The organism is Serratia sp. NFX21 (genome assembly GCF_048517035.1).
Taxonomy (GTDB): domain Bacteria; phylum Pseudomonadota; class Gammaproteobacteria; order Enterobacterales; family Enterobacteriaceae; genus Serratia; species Serratia quinivorans.
Genome location: NZ_CP183196.1, coordinates 309,014 through 326,298 on the forward strand (window position 1 = coordinate 309,014; position 17,285 = coordinate 326,298).

Genomic DNA, 17,285 nt, shown 5'->3' on the forward strand with positions numbered 1-17,285 from the left:
ACGGCCTCATTGTGCGCTGAACTTCACCGGCTCGGCCGGCGGACCAAAACGGTTGGCATCGGGCGTGCCGACAAAGGCGCCCAAATCGATCATCATCATCACAATGATCAGCGTCGGGATAAAACGCCCGACGCCCCATTGCCAGAGCGGTGCCAGCATCTGCCAGTTGCCCGCCGCCAGCAACCACGCCAGGATCAGCAATAACGCCCACCAGCCGGCTTTATTGCGGTCGTGCAGCCGTTTCACCAACACCGCCGCCGTCGGCCACAGCAAGCCCACGATAAAGAATGCGATGGTCTGGATATCCACCAGTTCACGACTGGCGAGAGAAAAAGCCACAACCATCAGCACCAGCCACAGCACCATCCAAATCCAAAAGTCACGCCGCCCAATTCGGCCCTTAAACGAAAAGCACCACTGTTGTATTGTCATTGAATCCTGCGTTGTTAGCCTGCCCATATTCTGCCGTGCAGTGTAACATAGGCGCTGCCGGGCGAAGATTTCTGCCCTGCATTACGCGGAGTAACGCACAGCTTTCCTGTCAGCAAGCGATAATGGCGCGGGATCTTTGACAATCCCCCTGGGTTATCGCTTTAATCGGAGCCATCTTTGTTCTTGATGCCGTGTTATACCATGCTGAGAAAAACCATCGCCATCGCCTGCCTGTTGCTGAGTATCAGCAGCGCCTGGGCCGATCCGCCGGATGCCGCCGTCAGTGCATCGCCCACCGCGCCGTATCTGCTGGCCGGGGCACCGACCTTTGATCTGACGGTGGTCAAATTCCGCGAAAAATATAACCGCGACAACCCGACGCTGCCGATTGGCGAATTTCGCGCCATCGCAACCGCAGAGGACGATACGCCACTGCTGACGCGTGCCGCCAGCAAGCTGAACGAAAATCTCTACGCCTCCACTGCGCTGGAAAAGGGCACCGGCAAAATCAAAACGCTGCAAATTACCCATCTGCCGCTGCAGCAAAGCAGCGAAGAAAAGGCGGCCCGCACCATTGCCATCAACTATATGGCCGCACTGATGCGCCAGTTTGAACCGGCGCTGACGGTGGAAAAAAGCCTGAGCAAAGTGGCCAACCTGTTGGAGAAAGGCAAAGGGTCACGCTTTTACCAACAGCAGGTCGGTGCGATCCGTTATGTGGTCGCGGACAACGGCGATAAAGGGGTAACTTTCGCTGTTGAACCGGTTAAGCTGACGCTATCCGAGCCGTAACAGCCGGTCATTTAATGACGAAAAGCAAAGCCTTCGCGCTTAATCATCTCTATACTGTTGGGCAGGTAAACTGCCGGTCCGGCAGTGGTTATTTCGACTCTCGCGTTCCCTTGTTGGAGGAAAAAACATGCGTCATCCATTAGTTATGGGTAACTGGAAGCTTAACGGCAGCACTCACATGGTTAACGAACTGATCGCCGCACTGCGCAATGAACTGAGCAGTGTTGACGGTTGTGGCGTCGCTATCGCACCACCGGTCATGTACCTGGACCAGGCCAAGCACGCGCTGGCCGGCAGCCGCATCGCTCTGGGTGCCCAAAACGTAGACGTGAACCTGTCCGGCGCATTCACCGGTGAAGTTTCCGCCGACATGCTGAAAGATATTGGTGCGCAATACATCATCATCGGCCACTCCGAGCGTCGTACTTACCACAAAGAAACTGACGCTGCGATCGCCGAGAAATTTGCCGTGCTGAAAACTGCGGGTTTGATCCCAGTGCTGTGCATCGGTGAAACTGACGCTGAAAACGAAGCGGGTAAAACCGAAGAAGTTTGCGCACGTCAGATCGACGCCGTACTGAAAACCCAGGGTGCAGAAGCCTTTAAAGGCGCGGTTATCGCTTATGAGCCAATTTGGGCTATCGGTACCGGCAAGTCTGCCACTCCTGCGCAGGCACAGGCAGTACACAAATTTATCCGCGATCACATCGCCAAGCAGGACGCAGCCGTGGCTGCAGAAGTGATCATCCAGTACGGCGGCTCCGTGAACGACAAAAATGCTGCCGAGCTGTTCACTCAGCCGGACATCGACGGCGCGCTGGTTGGCGGCGCATCACTGAAAGCCGATGCTTTCGCCGTGATCGTCAAAGCCGCTGCTGCTGCTAAAAAAGCCTGATTTCTCCCGGCTTATAAATAACAAAACCCCGGCTTGCCGGGGTTTTTTATTGGTGCCCATTGAGCATCAACGTTTGCTGATTTCGTCAAACACGCCGCCGGTGGCAAAGTGCACCTTCTGCGCCTGAGTCCAGCCGCCGAAAGTATCATCCACGGTGAACAGTTTCAGTTTTGGGAACTGAGCGGCAAACTTGGCCGCTACCGCCGCATCGCGTGGACGGTAATAGTTTTTCGCCGCGATGGTCTGCCCTTCCGGCGTATACAGATACTTCAGGTAAGCCGTAGCCACATCACGGGTACCGCGCTTATCAACCACTTTATCCACCACCGACACGGTCGGCTCGGCCAGAATCGATTCGCTTGGGGTGATAATCTCAAACTTGTCCTTGCCCAGCTCTTTTTCCGCCAGCAGCGCTTCGTTCTCCCAGGCGATCAGCACATCACCGATACCGCGTTCAACGAAGGTATTGGTTGAACCGCGCGCACCGGAATCCAGCACTTCGACGTTCTTATACAGGTTTTTAACGAATTCTTGCGCCTTGGCCTGATCGTTATTGTTCTGATGCAGTGCATAACCCCAGGCCGCCAGATAGTTCCAACGCGCGCCGCCAGAGGTTTTCGGGTTCGGGGTGATTACCGAGACGCCCGGTTTGATCAAATCCGCCCAATCGTGAATTTGCTTTGGATTACCTTTGCGCACCAGGAACACAATGGTCGAGGTATAAGGTGCCGAGTTGTCCGGCAGACGTTTGATCCACTCTTTATCAATGCGCCCGCGCTCAGCGATAGCGTCCACGTCATAGGCCAGTGCCAGTGTCACTACGTCGGCCTCAATGCCGTTAATCACCGAAGTCGCCTGCTTGCCGGAGCCACCATGCGACTGACGCACCGTAACTTTATCGCCGGTCTGCTGCTGCCAGTATTTACCGAATGCGGTGTTATATTCCTGATAGAACTCACGCGTCGGGTCGTATGAAACGTTCAGCAATTGGATATCTTTCGCCATGGCGCCGGACGCCAGCAGCATTATTGTCAGACCTACACCCCATTTACGCATACGCATCGACTCGCTCCCCCAGGAAAAATAATCGCAACCTCAATCGGTTGATTTAGCATCAGAGCCTGCCAGAAACTCGGCTATCAATTAAAGAATAAAAAATGTTGGGCTAGACGATTCTGGAATATAACCGCAGCAGGCATAAAAAAAGCCTCCGCATGCGGAGGCTTCTGTTGACTGAATTAAAACGGGATCAGTACAGTTTTTTCGCCGTTTCCAGCCAGTCGCCCTTGAATGGACGCTTCATGTTTTCGATCGCATCGATGATGTCGTGGTGCACCATCTTCTCGTTTTGGATACCGACACAGCGGCCGCCGTAGCCCTGCAACAACAGCTCGATGGCGTAAGCACCCATACGGGAAGCCAGAATACGGTCGTAGGCTACCGGTGAACCACCGCGCTGAATATGCCCCAACACGGTAGCGCGGGTTTCACGCTTGGTTTCTTGCTCGATATGGCGCGCCAGCTCATCGATATCGCAGATATGCTCGGTGATTGCCACAATCGCGTGTTTTTTACCTTTGTCGATGCCGGCTTTGATTTCACAAACCAGATCTTCACGGTTGAACTCAATTTCAGGCAACACGATGAACTCGCAACCGCCGGCAATCGCCGCCGCCAGCGTCAGATCGCCGCAATAACGCCCCATCACTTCAACGATAGAAATACGCTGATGTGAAGATGAGGTATCGCGCAAGCGGTCAATCGCTTCCACCACGGTTTCAAGCGCGGTGAAGAAACCGATGGTGTAGTCGGTACCGGCCACGTCGTTATCGATAGTGCCCGGCAAGCCAATACAAGGGAAACCTTCTTCCGTCAGGCGTTTAGCCCCCATATAGGAACCGTCACCGCCAATCACCACCAGCGCATCAATGCCGCGGTTTTGCAGATTTTCAATCGCCTTGGCACGTACGCTGTCGTCTCTGAACTCCGGGAAACGGGCTGAACCAAGGAAGGTGCCGCCGCGATTGATCATATCGGACACGCTGTAGCGGTCCAATTTTTCCATGCGATCTTCGTACAAGCCAAGGTAGCCATCGTAAATACCAAAAACTTCCAGACCTTCTGAAAGTGCAGCACGCACAACGCCACGGATCGCAGCGTTCATACCCGGCGAATCACCGCCACTTGTCAGTACACCGATTTTCTTGATCATGACTACCTCTGAACTGTAGATGCAATTTCTTAAGAATTCTGTATTCGCCGATTGTCCTGGAACCTCTCCGGCTGTAGAAAATCAGCTTTACGGCTTATTGCTGGATATTATAACAAAAACACCCAGCTGAATTGATTCAAGTCACGCAATATTGCGGTAAAAAACCATCATGGCACGCTGAGCTAACTCCGCCATTCACCCGTTGCACCGATCTTACAGGCTCTGTATTGATTATAGCTCCCAACGCCCCTGTCGGCCCTCTGGCACCACGGAACAGGGATCCTGGTGAATGAGGACATCCGCTCCGGGGAAACGATGCAACAGTGCCTGTTCCACCTGCTCGGCCAGAAGATGCGCCTGCATCAGCGGCAGCGCATCGTCCATTTCCAGATGCAACTGGATAAAACGCGTCGGACCGGACTGGCGGGTCCGCAGGTCATGCGCACCTTTCACCCCTGGCCAGGAAGAAATCACATCAATAATTGCCTGACGCTCATCGTCCGGCAATGCCCTGTCCAGCAGCGATTGCACCGCCTCATGGCCCATCCGCAGCGCGCTATAAAGAATGTAGACGCCAATGGCCAATGCAAACAGCGCATCCGCCCGTTGAAAACCGTACCAGCTTAGCGCAAGCGCTATAAGAATAGCACCATTCATCATGACATCTGACTGATAATGCAGCATATCTGCTCGTACGGCCTGACTACGGGTTTTCCTTACTACCCAACGCTGATAGGTGACCAGCAGCAAGGTGCTGAACAACGCCACCACCGTCACGGCAATACCAACACCGGGATCGCGCAGCGTTTCCGGAGAGTACAGATGCTGGAAGCCGGTCAGGAACAGAAACAGTGCCGAGCCGGAAATAAACATGCTCTGCGCCAGCGCAGCCAACGACTCGGCCTTACCATGCCCGAAGGTGTGTTCCTCGTCGGCCGGCTGCAGCGAATAACGCACCACCAGCAAGTTGGTCAGCGACGCGGCGATATCCACCAGGGAATCTACCAAAGCGGCCAGCAGGCTCACCGAACCGGTGTGGTACCAGGCGACAATTTTGATCAGTAGCAGTATCGAGGCCAACGCAGTGGCAGCTAACGCGGCAGATTTCACCAAACGCGCATATTGCGGTTCCATAACCCATCCAGGTTAAACGTTGAGAGGGCCAATATAGCGGAATGATGGACAAAAAAAACCCCGCCATCATGGCGGGGGAAGACAGGGATGGTGTCTATGGCAAGGAAAAACAGGGACTACTCAGTCATACTTAACTTCTGGGCAGAAGTTTGCTGCAAACCAGAAATTTGTTGCTCCATCTGCTGCATTCGCTGCTGATGTTTCTGGTCTAAAACACTTTTTTGCTGTGGCGTCAGCAGGTTATACATTTGATTGCGCACTCTGGCCATTTCGACCTGGCGCTTAACCTGTTGCTGAGCCATCTGTTCCGCCTGGGCATACACGGCGGCTTCATCAAATTTGTCTGCGGTCACCAGCTTATGCATGGCTTCCATTTCAGCTACATTGACACCAGGCAGATCGTGGCGCGCCTGGCGCATTAAATCGCGCATTTGCTGACGCTGCTGTTCAGACAGGCTGACACCGTCAAACATGTGGTGCTGACCTGGTGCTCGGGTCATCGCGTCGTTGCCGGGAGTCGGTACAGTTTCCGATTTAGTGTCAGCAGCAAACGCAGCGGTAGAACCTATTGCCAGCATTGATGCCATAACTAATGCGGTCACCTTACGCATTTTAACTCCTCGTGCTTTCTCACTTTGCGAATCAACGAGGAGCAGTGTACTGCTGCACCTGCAAACATGCGTCAGTGCATGTAAAACTACGTAAAGTCATGGAATGCCAACAGTTGATGACGTATTTTGCGTCAGGAGGAAAAAATACAATGAACAAAATTCTGTTAGTTGACGACGACCGCGAGCTGACCTCGCTGTTAAAAGAACTTCTTGAAATGGAAGGTTTTACTATCGTCGTGGCCTACGATGGTGAACAGGCGTTGTCGCTTCTGGACAGCTCCATTGATCTGCTGTTGCTCGATATCATGATGCCGAAGAAAAACGGTATCGATACGTTAAAAGAGCTGCGTCAGCACCACCAGACGCCGGTCATTATGCTGACCGCTCGCGGCAGCGAATTGGACCGGGTACTGGGTCTGGAACTGGGTGCCGATGACTACTTGCCAAAACCTTTTAACGATCGCGAACTGGTTGCACGTATTCGCGCGATTCTGCGCCGCTCCAACTGGAGCGAGCAGCAGCAAAATGTCGATACCGGCGCACCCACGCTGGACGTTGACGGTTTGCAACTCAACCCGGGCCGCCAGGAAGCCAGTTTCGACGGCCAAACGCTGGATCTTACCGGTACCGAATTTACCCTGTTGTACCTGTTGGCACAGCATCTCGGCCAGGTAGTCTCTCGTGAACTGCTGAGCCAGGAAGTGCTGGGCAAACGTCTGACGCCGTTTGATCGCGCCATCGATATGCACATCTCTAACTTACGACGTAAGCTGCCGAACCGCAAAGACGGCCACCCGTGGTTCAAAACCTTGCGTGGACGGGGTTACTTAATGGTATCTGCAACATGATCAACAGTTTGACGGCACGTATCTTCGCCATTTTTTGGTTCACATTGGCCCTGGTGCTGATGCTGGTGTTGATGGTGCCCAAGCTCGACTCCCGCCAAATGACCTCGCTGCTCGACAGCGAGCAGCGGCAGGGGCTGATGCTGGAACAACATGTCGAGGCCGAGTTGCAAAACGATCCGGCCAACGACCTGATGTGGTGGCGGCGTTTATTCCGCGCCATTGAAAAATGGGCCCCGCCAGGGCAGCGCCTGATCCTGGTCACCAGCGAAGGCCGGGTGATTGGCAACATGCAACGCAACGAAATGCAGTTGGTGCGTAATTTTATCGGCCAATCTGATAATTCCGACCACCCGAAGAAGAAAAAATACGGCCGCGTCGAACTGGTCGGCCCCTTCTCCGTACGCGATGGTGAAGACAACTACCAGTTGTACTTAATTCGTCCGGCCAACAGCCCACAATCCGACTTCATCAACCTGATGTTCGACCGGCCGCTGCTGCTGCTGATCGTCACCATGTTGATCAGCGCCCCATTGCTGCTATGGCTGGCCTGGAGCCTGGCGAAACCGGCACGCAAGCTGAAAAACGCGGCCGATGACGTTGCCCGTGGCAATCTGAAACAGCATCCGGAGCTGGAAGCCGGGCCGCAAGAGTTTCTGGCGACCGGCGCCAGTTTCAACCAAATGGTCAGTTCGCTGGAACGCATGATGACCGCTCAGCAACGGCTGATCTCCGACATCTCGCATGAGCTGCGCACCCCGCTAACCCGTCTGCAGCTGGCTACCGCGTTAATGCGTCGTCGCCACGGCGAAGGGCGTGAGCTGGAGCGCATCGAAACCGAGGCGCAGCGTCTGGACTCGATGATCAACGATCTGTTGGTGCTGTCACGAGGACAGCAGAAAAGCGAGTTGGTCCGTGAGCGGCTGCTGGCCAATGAACTCTGGGCCAATGTACTCGATGACGCCGGCTTTGAAGCCGAGCAAATGGGCAAGCATTTGGAAGTCACCGCCCCTCCCGGTCCATGGACGCTGTTCGGCAACGCCGGCGCGTTGGACAGCGCACTGGAAAACATTGTGCGTAACGCACTGCGCTATTCGAACACCAGGATCGCCGTGGCGTTTAGCGCGGACAACCAGGGCATTACCATTGTGGTCGACGATGATGGCCCAGGCGTCAGTACGGAAGATCGCGAGCAAATTTTCCGACCGTTTTATCGCACCGACGAAGCACGCGATCGCGCCTCCGGCGGCACCGGCTTGGGCCTGGCGATCGTAGAGGCGGCGGTCAACCAGCATCGCGGCTGGGTAAAAGCGGAAGACAGTCCGCTCGGTGGCCTGCGGTTAGTCCTGTGGTTACCGTTGCATCAGCGCTGATCGCCTAAGACAGGCCGGTAAGATTTTGCTATTCTGCGCCCCTCGTCATGAGGGGCTTTTTACATGTTGAACATTGTTTTATTCGAACCCGAAATTCCACCCAATACCGGCAATATCATCCGCCTGTGTGCCAATACCGGTTTTCAACTGCACCTGATAGAACCAATGGGCTTCCCGTGGGACGACAAACGCCTGCGCCGCGCCGGGCTGGACTATCATGAATTCGCCAGCATCCGACGTCACGCCGACTACGCCGCTTTTATCGCCAGCGAAAATCCGCAGCGGCTGTTTGCCCTGACCACCAAAGGCACCCCCGCGCACAGCGCGGTCAGCTATCAGGCCGGCGACTATTTGCTGTTTGGGCCGGAAACCCGCGGGCTGCCTGCTGAAATCCTCGAAGCCTTGCCGGCACAACAGAAAATCCGCATTCCGATGCAGGCACAAAGCCGTAGCATGAACCTGTCCAACGCCGTGGCCGTGGTGGTGTATGAAGCCTGGCGGCAACTGGACTATGCGGGTGCGCTGATCAAATCCTGACTACGCGCTTTGCAGGTAAAAACAAGCTGCACATCACGATCCTGATAGGCCGCCCCGTAACATGGCACGCACAGCGCCAAAACATTCGCTATGGCAGAAGATAATGAGCTATCTTTTGTAAGGGTTATCGGCACTCATCATAGGAAATCGTATGAAAAAACAACGCTTGAGCGTTGCCATGGCGGCATTGGCAGTGAGTTTGTTGCTGGCGGGTTGTTCGTCCAAAGTGACCACTACAAAGCAGTACTCGGGGTTCCTGTCTGACTACAGCAAATTGCAAGAAACGACGTCGCCAAGCGGCCATAAAACGCTGCGTTGGATCGACCCAAGCTACAAAGAATCCAACTACCGCGGCCTGTATTTCCAGCCGGTCGTCTATTTCCCAGCGGAAAAACCGACCACACGTGTGAGCCAGGACACGCTGAATAAAATCAAGGCCTATTCCACCCAGCGGATAAAAGCTGCGCTTCAGGATCGCTTTACCATCCTGAAAAGTCCGGCCGGTTCGCGCGTTCTGGTGGCCAAACTCGCCATTACCGCCGTCTCCGCTGAAGATGAAGACATGAAATTCTATGAGGTCGTTCCAGTTGCCGCGGTGGTTGCCGGCACCATGGCTGCCAGTGGCCACAGAACTCAAAACACCACGCTTTATATTGAAGGTGAGTTGATCGATCAGGACACCGGTAAAACAGTGCTGGAAGTCGTGCGTAAAACCTACGGCAAAACCGTTAGCAACGACAGCACGCCGGTCACTGCAGAGGATGTGAAAGCGGCGATCGACGACGTCGTCACCGACATCACCAACTTCCCGAAACAGGGTTAATCCCGCGTCAGAAAGCATCAGGGGAGCCGAAGCTCCCCTGAATTTATTCTTGAACCCACCGGCTTAAATGCCGTCGCCGTACTCAAAACCGTGGTCGGTACCGTTGAAGTACTGATCCATATCCATCGATGGCGTATCGCTTTCCGGTCGACCGACAATGCGCGCCGGCACACCGGCAGCCGTAGTATGCGGGGGCACCGATTGCAGCACCACCGAACCGGCACCGATTTTCGCGCCTTTACCCACTTCGATATTGCCGAGAATTTTAGCCCCGGCGCCAATCATTACGCCTTCGCGGATCTTCGGGTGGCGATCGCCGCTGGTCTTTCCGGTACCACCAAGGGTGACCGATTGCAGAATAGAGACATTATTTTCTACCACCGCGGTTTCACCGATCACAATGCCGGTAGCGTGGTCGAGCATGATGCCGCAGCCAATGGTCGCAGCCGGATGGATATCCACGCCAAAAGCGACCGAAATCTGGTTTTGCAGATAAATCGCCAGCGCCTGTCGCCCCTGCAACCACAGCCAGTGGCCGATACGGTATGCCTGCAGCGCGTGGAAGCCTTTCAGGTACAACAGCGGCGTCGAGTACTTGTCTACTGCCGGGTCACGCAAGCGCACCGCCAGGATGTCGCGAGCCGCCGAAACGATCATTTGCTGATCGGCCAGGTAAGCGTCTTCCACCACTTCACGCACCGCAATAGCGGGCATAATCGGGTTGGCCAACTTGTTTGCCAGAATATAGCTGAGCGCACCACCCAGGTTGTCGTGCTTGAGCAACGTCGCATGATAAAAGCTAGCCAGCATCGGTTCACACTCAGCCAGCTCTCTCGCCTCTGATTTGATGCTATTCCAGACCTGCTCTAACTCTTCTGACGACATCAGGTTCCTCTCCGCCTTGCAAAACAGGCTGCCTCACCGCATCGCAGTCAGGCAGCCCAATTCAATTGCCGGGTCAGCATGCCGCCCCGCATATCAGTTTTATAGGTTATGCGCTGTGCTTTTCGTCTTTTCTGGTACGCCCCAGCAGGCTCAGCGCAGCTTCCCGGGCATTTTTATGGCAATACAACACCTGATAAATCTGTTCGGTAATCGGCATTTCCACGCCGTAGCGTTGCGCCAGTGCCAATACCTCTTTGGTATTGCGATAGCCTTCGACCACCTGACCGATGCTGTCCTGCGCTTCCTGCACGCCTTTACCCTGTCCCAGCATAATACCGAAACGGCGGTTGCGCGATTGATTATCGGTGCAGGTTAACACCAGATCGCCCAACCCGGCCATGCCCATAAAGGTCGATGGGTCAGCCCCCAACGCAGAGCCAAGGCGGGTCATTTCCGTCAGGCCACGGGTAATCAGTGCCGTACGCGCATTGGCGCCAAACCCGATACCGTCTGACATCCCGGCACCGATGGCAATCACGTTCTTCACCGCCCCGCCCAGTTGAACGCCGATAAAATCGGGGTTGCTGTACACGCGGAAACTTTTGCCACAGTGCAGCAACTGCTGCAGATCTTCGGCGAACTGCGCGTCGGTAGAAGCCAGCGCAATCGCGGTCGGCAGCCCAGCGGCCAGCTCTTTGGCAAACGTCGGCCCTGAGACCACCGCCAGCGGAATAGCCTCGCCCAGCGCTTCGCGTGCCACGTCCTGCAACAGCCTGCCGGTTTCCGCTTCCAGCCCTTTGGTGGCCCACACAATGCGGGCATCCGGACGCAGATGCGGTTTCAACTGGCGCAGCACGTCACCGAACACGTGGCTTGGCACCACTACCAGCACATCGCGGCTGGCAGCCAGCGCGCGCGCCAGATCGGCTTCGAGCAACAGCGTATCGGGGAAAGCGACATCGGGAAGAAATGCCTGATTGCAGCGATCGCGCTGCATCTTTTGAATTTGCTCGGGGTTATGGCCCCACAGCACCACGGAGTGGCCGTTACGCGCCAGCGTAATAGCTAATGCGGTGCCGTACGAGCCGGCACCGATTACAGTCATTGAAGCATTGACGGTGTTCATCAGGCATCCTGATGTGGTGTGGCACCTTCGCCTTCTGACTGCTGCTGCAGATAGTTCATGAACAGCGCGTCAAAGTTAACCGGTGCCAGGTTCAGCTGCGGGAATGTACCGCGAGAAACCAGGCTGGTGATGCACTCACGCGCATACGGGAACAGAATGTTCGGGCAGTATGCACCCAGGCAATGCGCCAACTGAGTACCGTCGATGCCCGCTACGGAGAAGATACCCGCCTGCTGCACTTCACACAGGAACGCAGTTTCTTCGCCCAGAGAGGCCGTCACGGTTACGCGCAGTACAACTTCATACACTTCATCAGCCAACTGGCTGGAAGCGGTATCTAGATCCAGTTTAACTTCTGGCTGCCATTCCTGCTGGAAAACCTGCGGAGCCTTTGGCGCTTCGAAGGAGATATCCTTGGTGTAAATACGCTGGATCTGGAAAGCCATCTCTGTGCTGTTTTGTTCTGACATGTGTGTAATACCCTTGGTTAAACGTCCTTATTGATACTCAGTAACCGGCAGTCATCCGCTTAAAGCAGCGGATCCAGACCACCACGAGCATCGAGTTCATATAAATCATCACAGCCGCCAATATGTTGGCCGTCGATGAAAATCTGAGGCACGGTGGTGCGCCCACTGCGCGCAATCATCGCTTCGCGTTTTTCATTATCACCATCAATGGCGATTTCGTTAAACGCGGCTCCCTTGCTGTTCAGCAACGCTTTGGCGCGATGACAGAACGGACAGGTCGCTTTGGTGTAGATATCAATGTTAGCCATGGATTACCACCTCAAATACGTTAAAGAATTACTTACCGCGCACTAACGGCAGGTTTTCCCCGCTCCAGCCGGCAATACCGTCTTTCAGCGTAACTACGTTTTCAAAACCGGCCTTGCTCAGGTTCTCTGCCGGCTCGCGGGAGGTGGTGCCGTTGGCACAAACCACGATGATCGGCTGAGCCTTGTGTTTTTCCAGCTCGCCCAGACTGCCGCTTTTGATTTCGCTGGCGGTCAGGTTGATGGCGTTGGCCAGGTGGCCACGGCGGAAATCATCACGGCTGCGGGTATCAACCACAACGGCATCTTCTTTATTAATCAGGCGGGTGGCTTCACCACGGGTGATCTCTTTCACCTTGGAGAAACTGCTCTTGAACGTCATGACGATCACCGCAACCAGCAGGGCGATCCAGGCCAGGCTCAGTATGGGATGCTTGCTAACGAATTGCATAATTTCTTGCAGCATGGGGTGTAACAACTCCCGTTAGTTAAGGGAAAAAATAACTCAAGGTTCCAGAGTATACCTGCCGAGTGCAGCAAATACAGCCAATAAGCAAGCGCTATTGCAGAAACTGCGGGCTACGCTGAGAAATTCACGATGCCACAGCATAAAAGCCGCCCTTGTTCACCGCAACTTTGATCTCTCTGGGCTCTTTTTAAGCGGTCGCGTTGTAAAATCGGGCGGTTTTGAGAGTGAATAGTCATCCGCCCGGCCAGGGGTTGATGACTATTCACAACTTAAAAGTTCATAACGAGGTTAACGCAATGTCGAGTAACAAAAAGCCGATGGTACTGGTGATCCTGGACGGTTACGGCCACCGCGAGGAGCAACAGGACAACGCCATTCTGAACGCCAAAACGCCGGTAATGGACCGTCTGTGGCAACAGCAGCCACACCAGTTGATCGCCGCGTCCGGGCTGGATGTCGGCCTGCCTGACGGTCAGATGGGTAACTCGGAAGTCGGCCACGTCAACCTGGGTGCCGGGCGCATCGTTTATCAGGACCTGACCCGACTGGATAAAGAAATCAAAGAAGGCGATTTCTTCGCCAACCCGACGCTGACGGCGGCGGTCGATAAGGCCGTACAAGCCGGCAAAGCGGTACATATCATGGGCCTGCTGTCACCGGGCGGCGTCCACAGCCACGAAGACCATATTCTGGCGATGATTGAACTGGCTTCGCAGCGCGGCGCCAAAGCCGTTTACCTGCACGCCTTCCTGGACGGTCGCGATACCCCGCCACGCAGCGCAGAAGCCTCTCTGCAACGCTTTAGCGATGCCTTTGCCAAACTGGGCACCGGGCGCATCGCGTCGCTGATTGGCCGTTATTACGCCATGGACCGCGACAACCGTTGGGACCGCGTTCAACTGGCCTACGATCTGCTGACCCAGGCCAAGGGCGATTACGTCACCGATAACGCCGTGGGTGCTCTGCAGGCCGCTTACGAGCGCGGTGAAAACGACGAATTCGTCAAGCCGACCGTGCTGCAAGCCGCCGGTGAAGCCAAGGCCGAATTACATGATGGCGACGCACTGATCTTCATGAACTTCCGTGCCGATCGCGCACGCCAGATCGTCCGCTCTTTCGTTAATGCCGATTTCGACGGTTTCCCTCGCGCCAAAATCATCAATTTTGGTGATTTCGTGATGTTGACCGAGTATGCCGCCGACATCAAAGCCCCTTGCGCCTATCCGCCTGCATCGCTGAGCAATACCTTCGGTGAGTGGCTGATGAAACACGACAAGACCCAGCTACGCATCTCGGAAACCGAAAAATACGCTCACGTCACCTTCTTCTTTAACGGCGGTATTGAAGAACCCTTCACCGGTGAAGATCGCGTGCTGATCAACTCACCGAAGGTCGCTACCTACGATCTGCAGCCGGAAATGAGCGCCGCCGAGCTGACCGACAAACTGCTGGCCGCCATTGCCAGTGGTAAATACGACGCCATTATCTGCAACTATCCGAATGGGGACATGGTGGGCCATACCGGGGTCTACGACGCGGCAGTGAAGGCAGTAGAAACTCTGGATAACTGCATTGCTCAGGTGGTTGAGGCAGTTAAGGCCGTCGACGGGCAGTTGCTGATCACCGCCGATCACGGCAACGCCGAACAAATGCGCGATCCGGCTACCGGCCAGGCGCATACCGCTCACACCAGCCTGCCGGTACCGCTGATTTACATCGGCAAGCCTGCCAGCGCAGTCAATGGTGGCAAGCTTTCGGACATCGCGCCAACCATGCTGGCGCTGATGGGAATGGAAATCCCGCAAGAGATGACTGGTAAGCCGCTGTTCATCGTGGAATAATCCTTCTCCATGAGGGAAAAGGCGTTTTTTGCACTATCAAGGGTAACCCGAAGCGCAAACGCAGGCAGCCAACCGCTGCCTGAACGCACCGCGCCAAGGAAGTTGACCACCATGTGCGCCAGCGTATTTTACGCTGGCGTCTTGTTGTTGCCGTTAGCCAGCCAGGCGGCGGAAGACAACAAATCCCAACTCAAAGACATCCAGCAGAGCATCGCCGAGAAAGAAAAGGCGGTTAAACAGCAGCAGCAACAGCGCAGCTCACTGCAAGATCAGCTTAAGCAGCAAGAAAAAACCATCGCGCAGGCCAGCCGCCTGCTGCGTGATACCCAGGGCACTTTGAGCCAGCTGGGGAAAGATATCTCCGGCCTGAACGCCTCAATCGCCAAGCTGCAAAAACAGCAGTCAACCCAGCAGGAAATCCTTGCCAAGCAACTCGATGCCGCCTTTAGGCAGGGCCAGCACAGCGCCGTCCAGTTGGTGCTTAGCGGTGAAGAGAGCCAACGCAGCGAACGTATTTTGGCTTACTTCGGTTATCTGAACGAAGCACGCCAGCAAACGATTGAAGAGCTGAAACAAACCCGCGCCGAACTGGCCAAGCAAAAAACCACGCTGGTCGCCAAGCAAGGCCAACAGAAATCGCTGCTGGGCGAGCAACAGACGCAGCAACAGAAGCTGGAGCAGGCACGCGGAGCACGTAAGAAAACGCTAACCGCATTGGAAGCCTCGCTGGAAAAAGATCAGCAACGTCTGGTGGAACTGCGTCAGAACGAAACCCGCATGCGCGACAAAATTGCCCGGGCCGAACGAGAAGCCCGCGCCCGTGCGGAACGCGAAGCGCGTGAAGCCGCCAAGGTGCGCGAACAGGTTCGCGTCAAAGAACAGCAGGCGAAGAAAACCGGCACCAGCTATAAACCAAGCGAAGCCGACCGTTCACTGATGGCCCGTACCGGCGGCCTCGGTCGACCAAACGGACAGGCCATATGGCCGGTGCGCGGCCGCACACTGCACGGTTTCGGCGAACAGCTGCAGGGCGAGCTACGCTGGAAAGGCATGGTCATCGAGGCCAGAGAAGGCAGCGAAGTGAAAGCCATTGCCGATGGCCGCGTATTGCTGGCCGACTGGTTACAGGGCTATGGCCTGGTGGTCGTCATCGAGCACGGTAAGGGTGACATGAGTCTGTATGGCTACAACCAAAGCGCGTTGGTCAATGTCGGGGCGCAGGTGCGTGCCGGTCAACCAATCGCCTTAGTGGGTACCAGCGGGGGCCAGGGAACGCCGTCGCTCTATTTCGAAATTCGTCGCCAGGGTCAGGCCGTTAACCCACTGCCGTGGTTGGGAAGATAGATTTGCGCTATATCAAAACCCGTACTGTCGTATTGATTGGCTGTCTGCTGCAGGTTTGTGCCGCACAGGCAGGGAAGTTATCCATCGTAATCGATGACGTGGGTTATCGCCCGCATGAGGAAGGTGCCGTGCTGCAGATGCCGACGGCTATCTCCGTCGCCGTACTGCCCAACGCCCCTCATGCCCATTTAATGGCCACCCGCGCCCATAGTCAGGGCCGCGAAGTGCTGATCCATATGCCGATGGCACCGCTCAGCAAGCAACCGCTGGAACGCGATACGTTACAGCCCTCCATGAGTAGCGAAGAGATCCAGCGCATTATCCGCAATGCGGTCAATAATGTGCCCTATGCGGTGGGTATGAATAACCATATGGGCAGCGCCATGACCTCCAGCCTGCCGGGCATGCAGAAAGTGATGCAGGCGCTCGACAGCTACCAGCTCTATTTCCTCGACAGCATGACCATTGGCAATAGCCAGGCCACCCGCGCTGCCGCCGGCACACACGTGAAGGTGATCAAGCGGAAGGTATTCCTGGACGATACCGCCAACGAAGCCGACATCCGCCGTCAGTTCAACCGCGCGGTCGAGCTGGCACGACGCAACGGCTCCGCCATCGCCATTGGCCACCCGCGCCCGGCGACGGTAAGAGTGTTGCAGCAAATGCTGCCGACGCTGCCGGCCGATATCGTACTGGTAAAACCGAGCTCCCTGCTGAATGAACCGCAGGGCGGCAGCGGTGGCAGTTACGTCCCACCAGTGGCCAAACCGCCGAAACCGCAGCCGAAGAACCCGTTCACCGGCGGTATCAAGCAGTGCAAGGTCAAGTTGCCGAAAGAAAAAGTCAACGCCGGCAAGGTGATGAGCGTGATCGGCGAAAGCGTGGCGCAGTCACCCGCCGTGACATTTATTCAACGCCAGTGGCAACGCTGGACAGGGCCGGAACAAACCAAGTCATAAGTTTCCCGCTAAAACAGGCGACAAGCAGAGGCTCTGCTTGTCGCTTTTCTTTTTCTGAAATCCCCTCGCGCCTGCCCGTAACCCCGATCATCACACCCGACAAACTCATTAATAATTCTTTAATTATGATGATGAAAATATCATTTTTAAATAGCAGAAATATAGAAAACAAAGCAATAAAAACAATATAAATCAAATAATTTAAATTAAAAACCATACCAATCATTCCATT

General features: G+C 55.3%; 20 protein-coding genes. 9 read left to right on the forward strand and 11 right to left on the reverse strand.

Annotated elements, in window-relative coordinates:
• Positions 1-6: 6 nt before the first annotated feature.
• A complete protein-coding gene (locus ACNT1W_RS01465; protein ID WP_112363578.1) occupies positions 7-432 on the reverse strand; it encodes a DUF805 domain-containing protein in 426 nt (141 codons plus the stop codon).
• 201 nt (positions 433-633) lie between these two features.
• On the opposite strand from ACNT1W_RS01465, the gene ACNT1W_RS01470 reads away from it, so the two are divergent.
• Positions 634-1,224 carry a DUF1454 family protein gene (locus ACNT1W_RS01470; RefSeq protein WP_041419085.1) on the forward strand — a complete coding sequence of 197 codons (591 nt, stop codon included), beginning with the start codon at positions 634-636 and terminating at the stop codon, positions 1,222-1,224.
• A gap of 127 nt (positions 1,225-1,351) precedes the next feature.
• Complete coding sequence (gene tpiA / locus ACNT1W_RS01475; protein WP_012147479.1) at positions 1,352-2,119, forward strand: triose-phosphate isomerase; 768 nt, start codon at positions 1,352-1,354, stop codon at positions 2,117-2,119.
• 66 nt (positions 2,120-2,185) lie between these two features.
• Here the strand turns inward: tpiA and ACNT1W_RS01480 are convergent, their stop codons facing one another.
• The 4 genes from ACNT1W_RS01480 to cpxP all read right to left on the reverse strand — a co-directional run bounded on the left by ACNT1W_RS01480 (position 2,186) and on the right by cpxP (position 6,076).
• A complete protein-coding gene (locus tag ACNT1W_RS01480) occupies positions 2,186-3,175 on the reverse strand; it encodes a sulfate ABC transporter substrate-binding protein (RefSeq protein ID WP_261409604.1) in 990 nt (329 codons plus the stop codon).
• A 193-nt stretch (positions 3,176-3,368) separates the two neighbouring features.
• A complete protein-coding gene (gene pfkA, locus ACNT1W_RS01485; protein ID WP_012147481.1) occupies positions 3,369-4,331 on the reverse strand; it encodes a 6-phosphofructokinase in 963 nt (320 codons plus the stop codon).
• Positions 4,332-4,562: 231 nt separating this feature from the next.
• Positions 4,563-5,465, reverse strand: coding sequence for a CDF family cation-efflux transporter FieF (gene fieF, locus ACNT1W_RS01490; protein WP_012147482.1), 903 nt, complete (start codon positions 5,463-5,465; stop codon positions 4,563-4,565).
• Between the two features lie 116 nt (positions 5,466-5,581).
• Complete coding sequence (cpxP, locus tag ACNT1W_RS01495; RefSeq protein WP_017894426.1) at positions 5,582-6,076, reverse strand: cell-envelope stress modulator CpxP; 495 nt, start codon at positions 6,074-6,076, stop codon at positions 5,582-5,584.
• A 149-nt stretch (positions 6,077-6,225) separates the two neighbouring features.
• Here cpxP and cpxR point away from each other — a divergent pair, with 149 nt between their 5' ends.
• The 4 genes from cpxR (at position 6,226) to ACNT1W_RS01515 (ending at position 9,654) form a co-directional block, all read left to right on the forward strand.
• Complete coding sequence (cpxR, locus tag ACNT1W_RS01500; protein WP_004953234.1) at positions 6,226-6,924, forward strand: envelope stress response regulator transcription factor CpxR; 699 nt, start codon at positions 6,226-6,228, stop codon at positions 6,922-6,924.
• Positions 6,921-8,294 (forward strand): envelope stress sensor histidine kinase CpxA, encoded by a 1,374-nt coding sequence (cpxA, locus tag ACNT1W_RS01505; protein ID WP_012147484.1) that lies wholly within the window; start codon positions 6,921-6,923, stop codon positions 8,292-8,294. Before cpxR ends, cpxA begins: the two co-directional genes overlap by 4 nt.
• A 63-nt stretch (positions 8,295-8,357) precedes the next feature.
• On the forward strand, positions 8,358-8,831 hold the full coding sequence (gene trmL, locus ACNT1W_RS01510) for a tRNA (uridine(34)/cytosine(34)/5-carboxymethylaminomethyluridine(34)-2'-O)-methyltransferase TrmL (RefSeq protein WP_012147485.1): 474 nt from the start codon (positions 8,358-8,360) through the stop codon (positions 8,829-8,831).
• Positions 8,832-8,982: 151 nt separating this feature from the next.
• A complete protein-coding gene (locus ACNT1W_RS01515) occupies positions 8,983-9,654 on the forward strand; it encodes a DUF3313 domain-containing protein (protein ID WP_012147486.1) in 672 nt (223 codons plus the stop codon).
• A gap of 63 nt (positions 9,655-9,717) precedes the next feature.
• Here the strand turns inward: ACNT1W_RS01515 and cysE are convergent, their stop codons facing one another.
• The 5 genes from cysE to ACNT1W_RS01540 form a co-directional block, all read right to left on the reverse strand.
• Positions 9,718-10,539, reverse strand: coding sequence for a serine O-acetyltransferase (gene cysE, locus ACNT1W_RS01520; protein ID WP_419246317.1), 822 nt, complete (start codon positions 10,537-10,539; stop codon positions 9,718-9,720).
• A gap of 106 nt (positions 10,540-10,645) precedes the next feature.
• Complete coding sequence (gene gpsA / locus ACNT1W_RS01525) at positions 10,646-11,665, reverse strand: NAD(P)H-dependent glycerol-3-phosphate dehydrogenase (protein ID WP_012147488.1); 1,020 nt, start codon at positions 11,663-11,665, stop codon at positions 10,646-10,648.
• Positions 11,665-12,135: a protein-export chaperone SecB gene (gene secB / locus ACNT1W_RS01530; RefSeq protein ID WP_017894429.1), complete on the reverse strand. Its 471-nt coding sequence runs from the start codon at positions 12,133-12,135 to the stop codon at positions 11,665-11,667. The genes gpsA and secB overlap by 1 nt, the downstream gene beginning before the upstream one ends.
• Positions 12,136-12,194: 59 nt before the next feature.
• Positions 12,195-12,443 carry a glutaredoxin 3 gene (grxC, locus tag ACNT1W_RS01535; protein WP_012147490.1) on the reverse strand — a complete coding sequence of 83 codons (249 nt, stop codon included), beginning with the start codon at positions 12,441-12,443 and terminating at the stop codon, positions 12,195-12,197.
• Positions 12,444-12,471: 28 nt separating this feature from the next.
• Positions 12,472-12,906 carry a rhodanese-like domain-containing protein gene (locus ACNT1W_RS01540; protein WP_012147491.1) on the reverse strand — a complete coding sequence of 145 codons (435 nt, stop codon included), beginning with the start codon at positions 12,904-12,906 and terminating at the stop codon, positions 12,472-12,474.
• Between the two features lie 299 nt (positions 12,907-13,205).
• Between ACNT1W_RS01540 and gpmM the strand changes: the two genes are divergently transcribed.
• Genes gpmM through ACNT1W_RS01555 form a run of 3 tightly spaced genes read left to right on the forward strand, consistent with a single transcriptional unit; the run spans position 13,206 to position 17,053 of the window.
• Positions 13,206-14,750 (forward strand): 2,3-bisphosphoglycerate-independent phosphoglycerate mutase, encoded by a 1,545-nt coding sequence (gene gpmM / locus ACNT1W_RS01545; RefSeq protein WP_129939594.1) that lies wholly within the window; start codon positions 13,206-13,208, stop codon positions 14,748-14,750.
• A 9-nt stretch (positions 14,751-14,759) separates the two neighbouring features.
• Positions 14,760-16,094 carry a murein hydrolase activator EnvC gene (gene envC / locus ACNT1W_RS01550; RefSeq protein WP_026142594.1) on the forward strand — a complete coding sequence of 445 codons (1,335 nt, stop codon included), beginning with the start codon at positions 14,760-14,762 and terminating at the stop codon, positions 16,092-16,094.
• Positions 16,095-16,096: 2 nt separating this feature from the next.
• On the forward strand, positions 16,097-17,053 hold the full coding sequence (locus ACNT1W_RS01555) for a divergent polysaccharide deacetylase family protein (RefSeq protein ID WP_419246318.1): 957 nt from the start codon (positions 16,097-16,099) through the stop codon (positions 17,051-17,053).
• Here ACNT1W_RS01555 and ACNT1W_RS01560 read toward each other — a convergent pair.
• On the reverse strand, positions 17,001-17,279 hold the full coding sequence (locus ACNT1W_RS01560; RefSeq protein ID WP_419246319.1) for a hypothetical protein: 279 nt from the start codon (positions 17,277-17,279) through the stop codon (positions 17,001-17,003). The genes ACNT1W_RS01555 and ACNT1W_RS01560 overlap by 53 nt on opposite strands.
• Between the last annotated feature and the right edge of the window lie 6 nt (positions 17,280-17,285).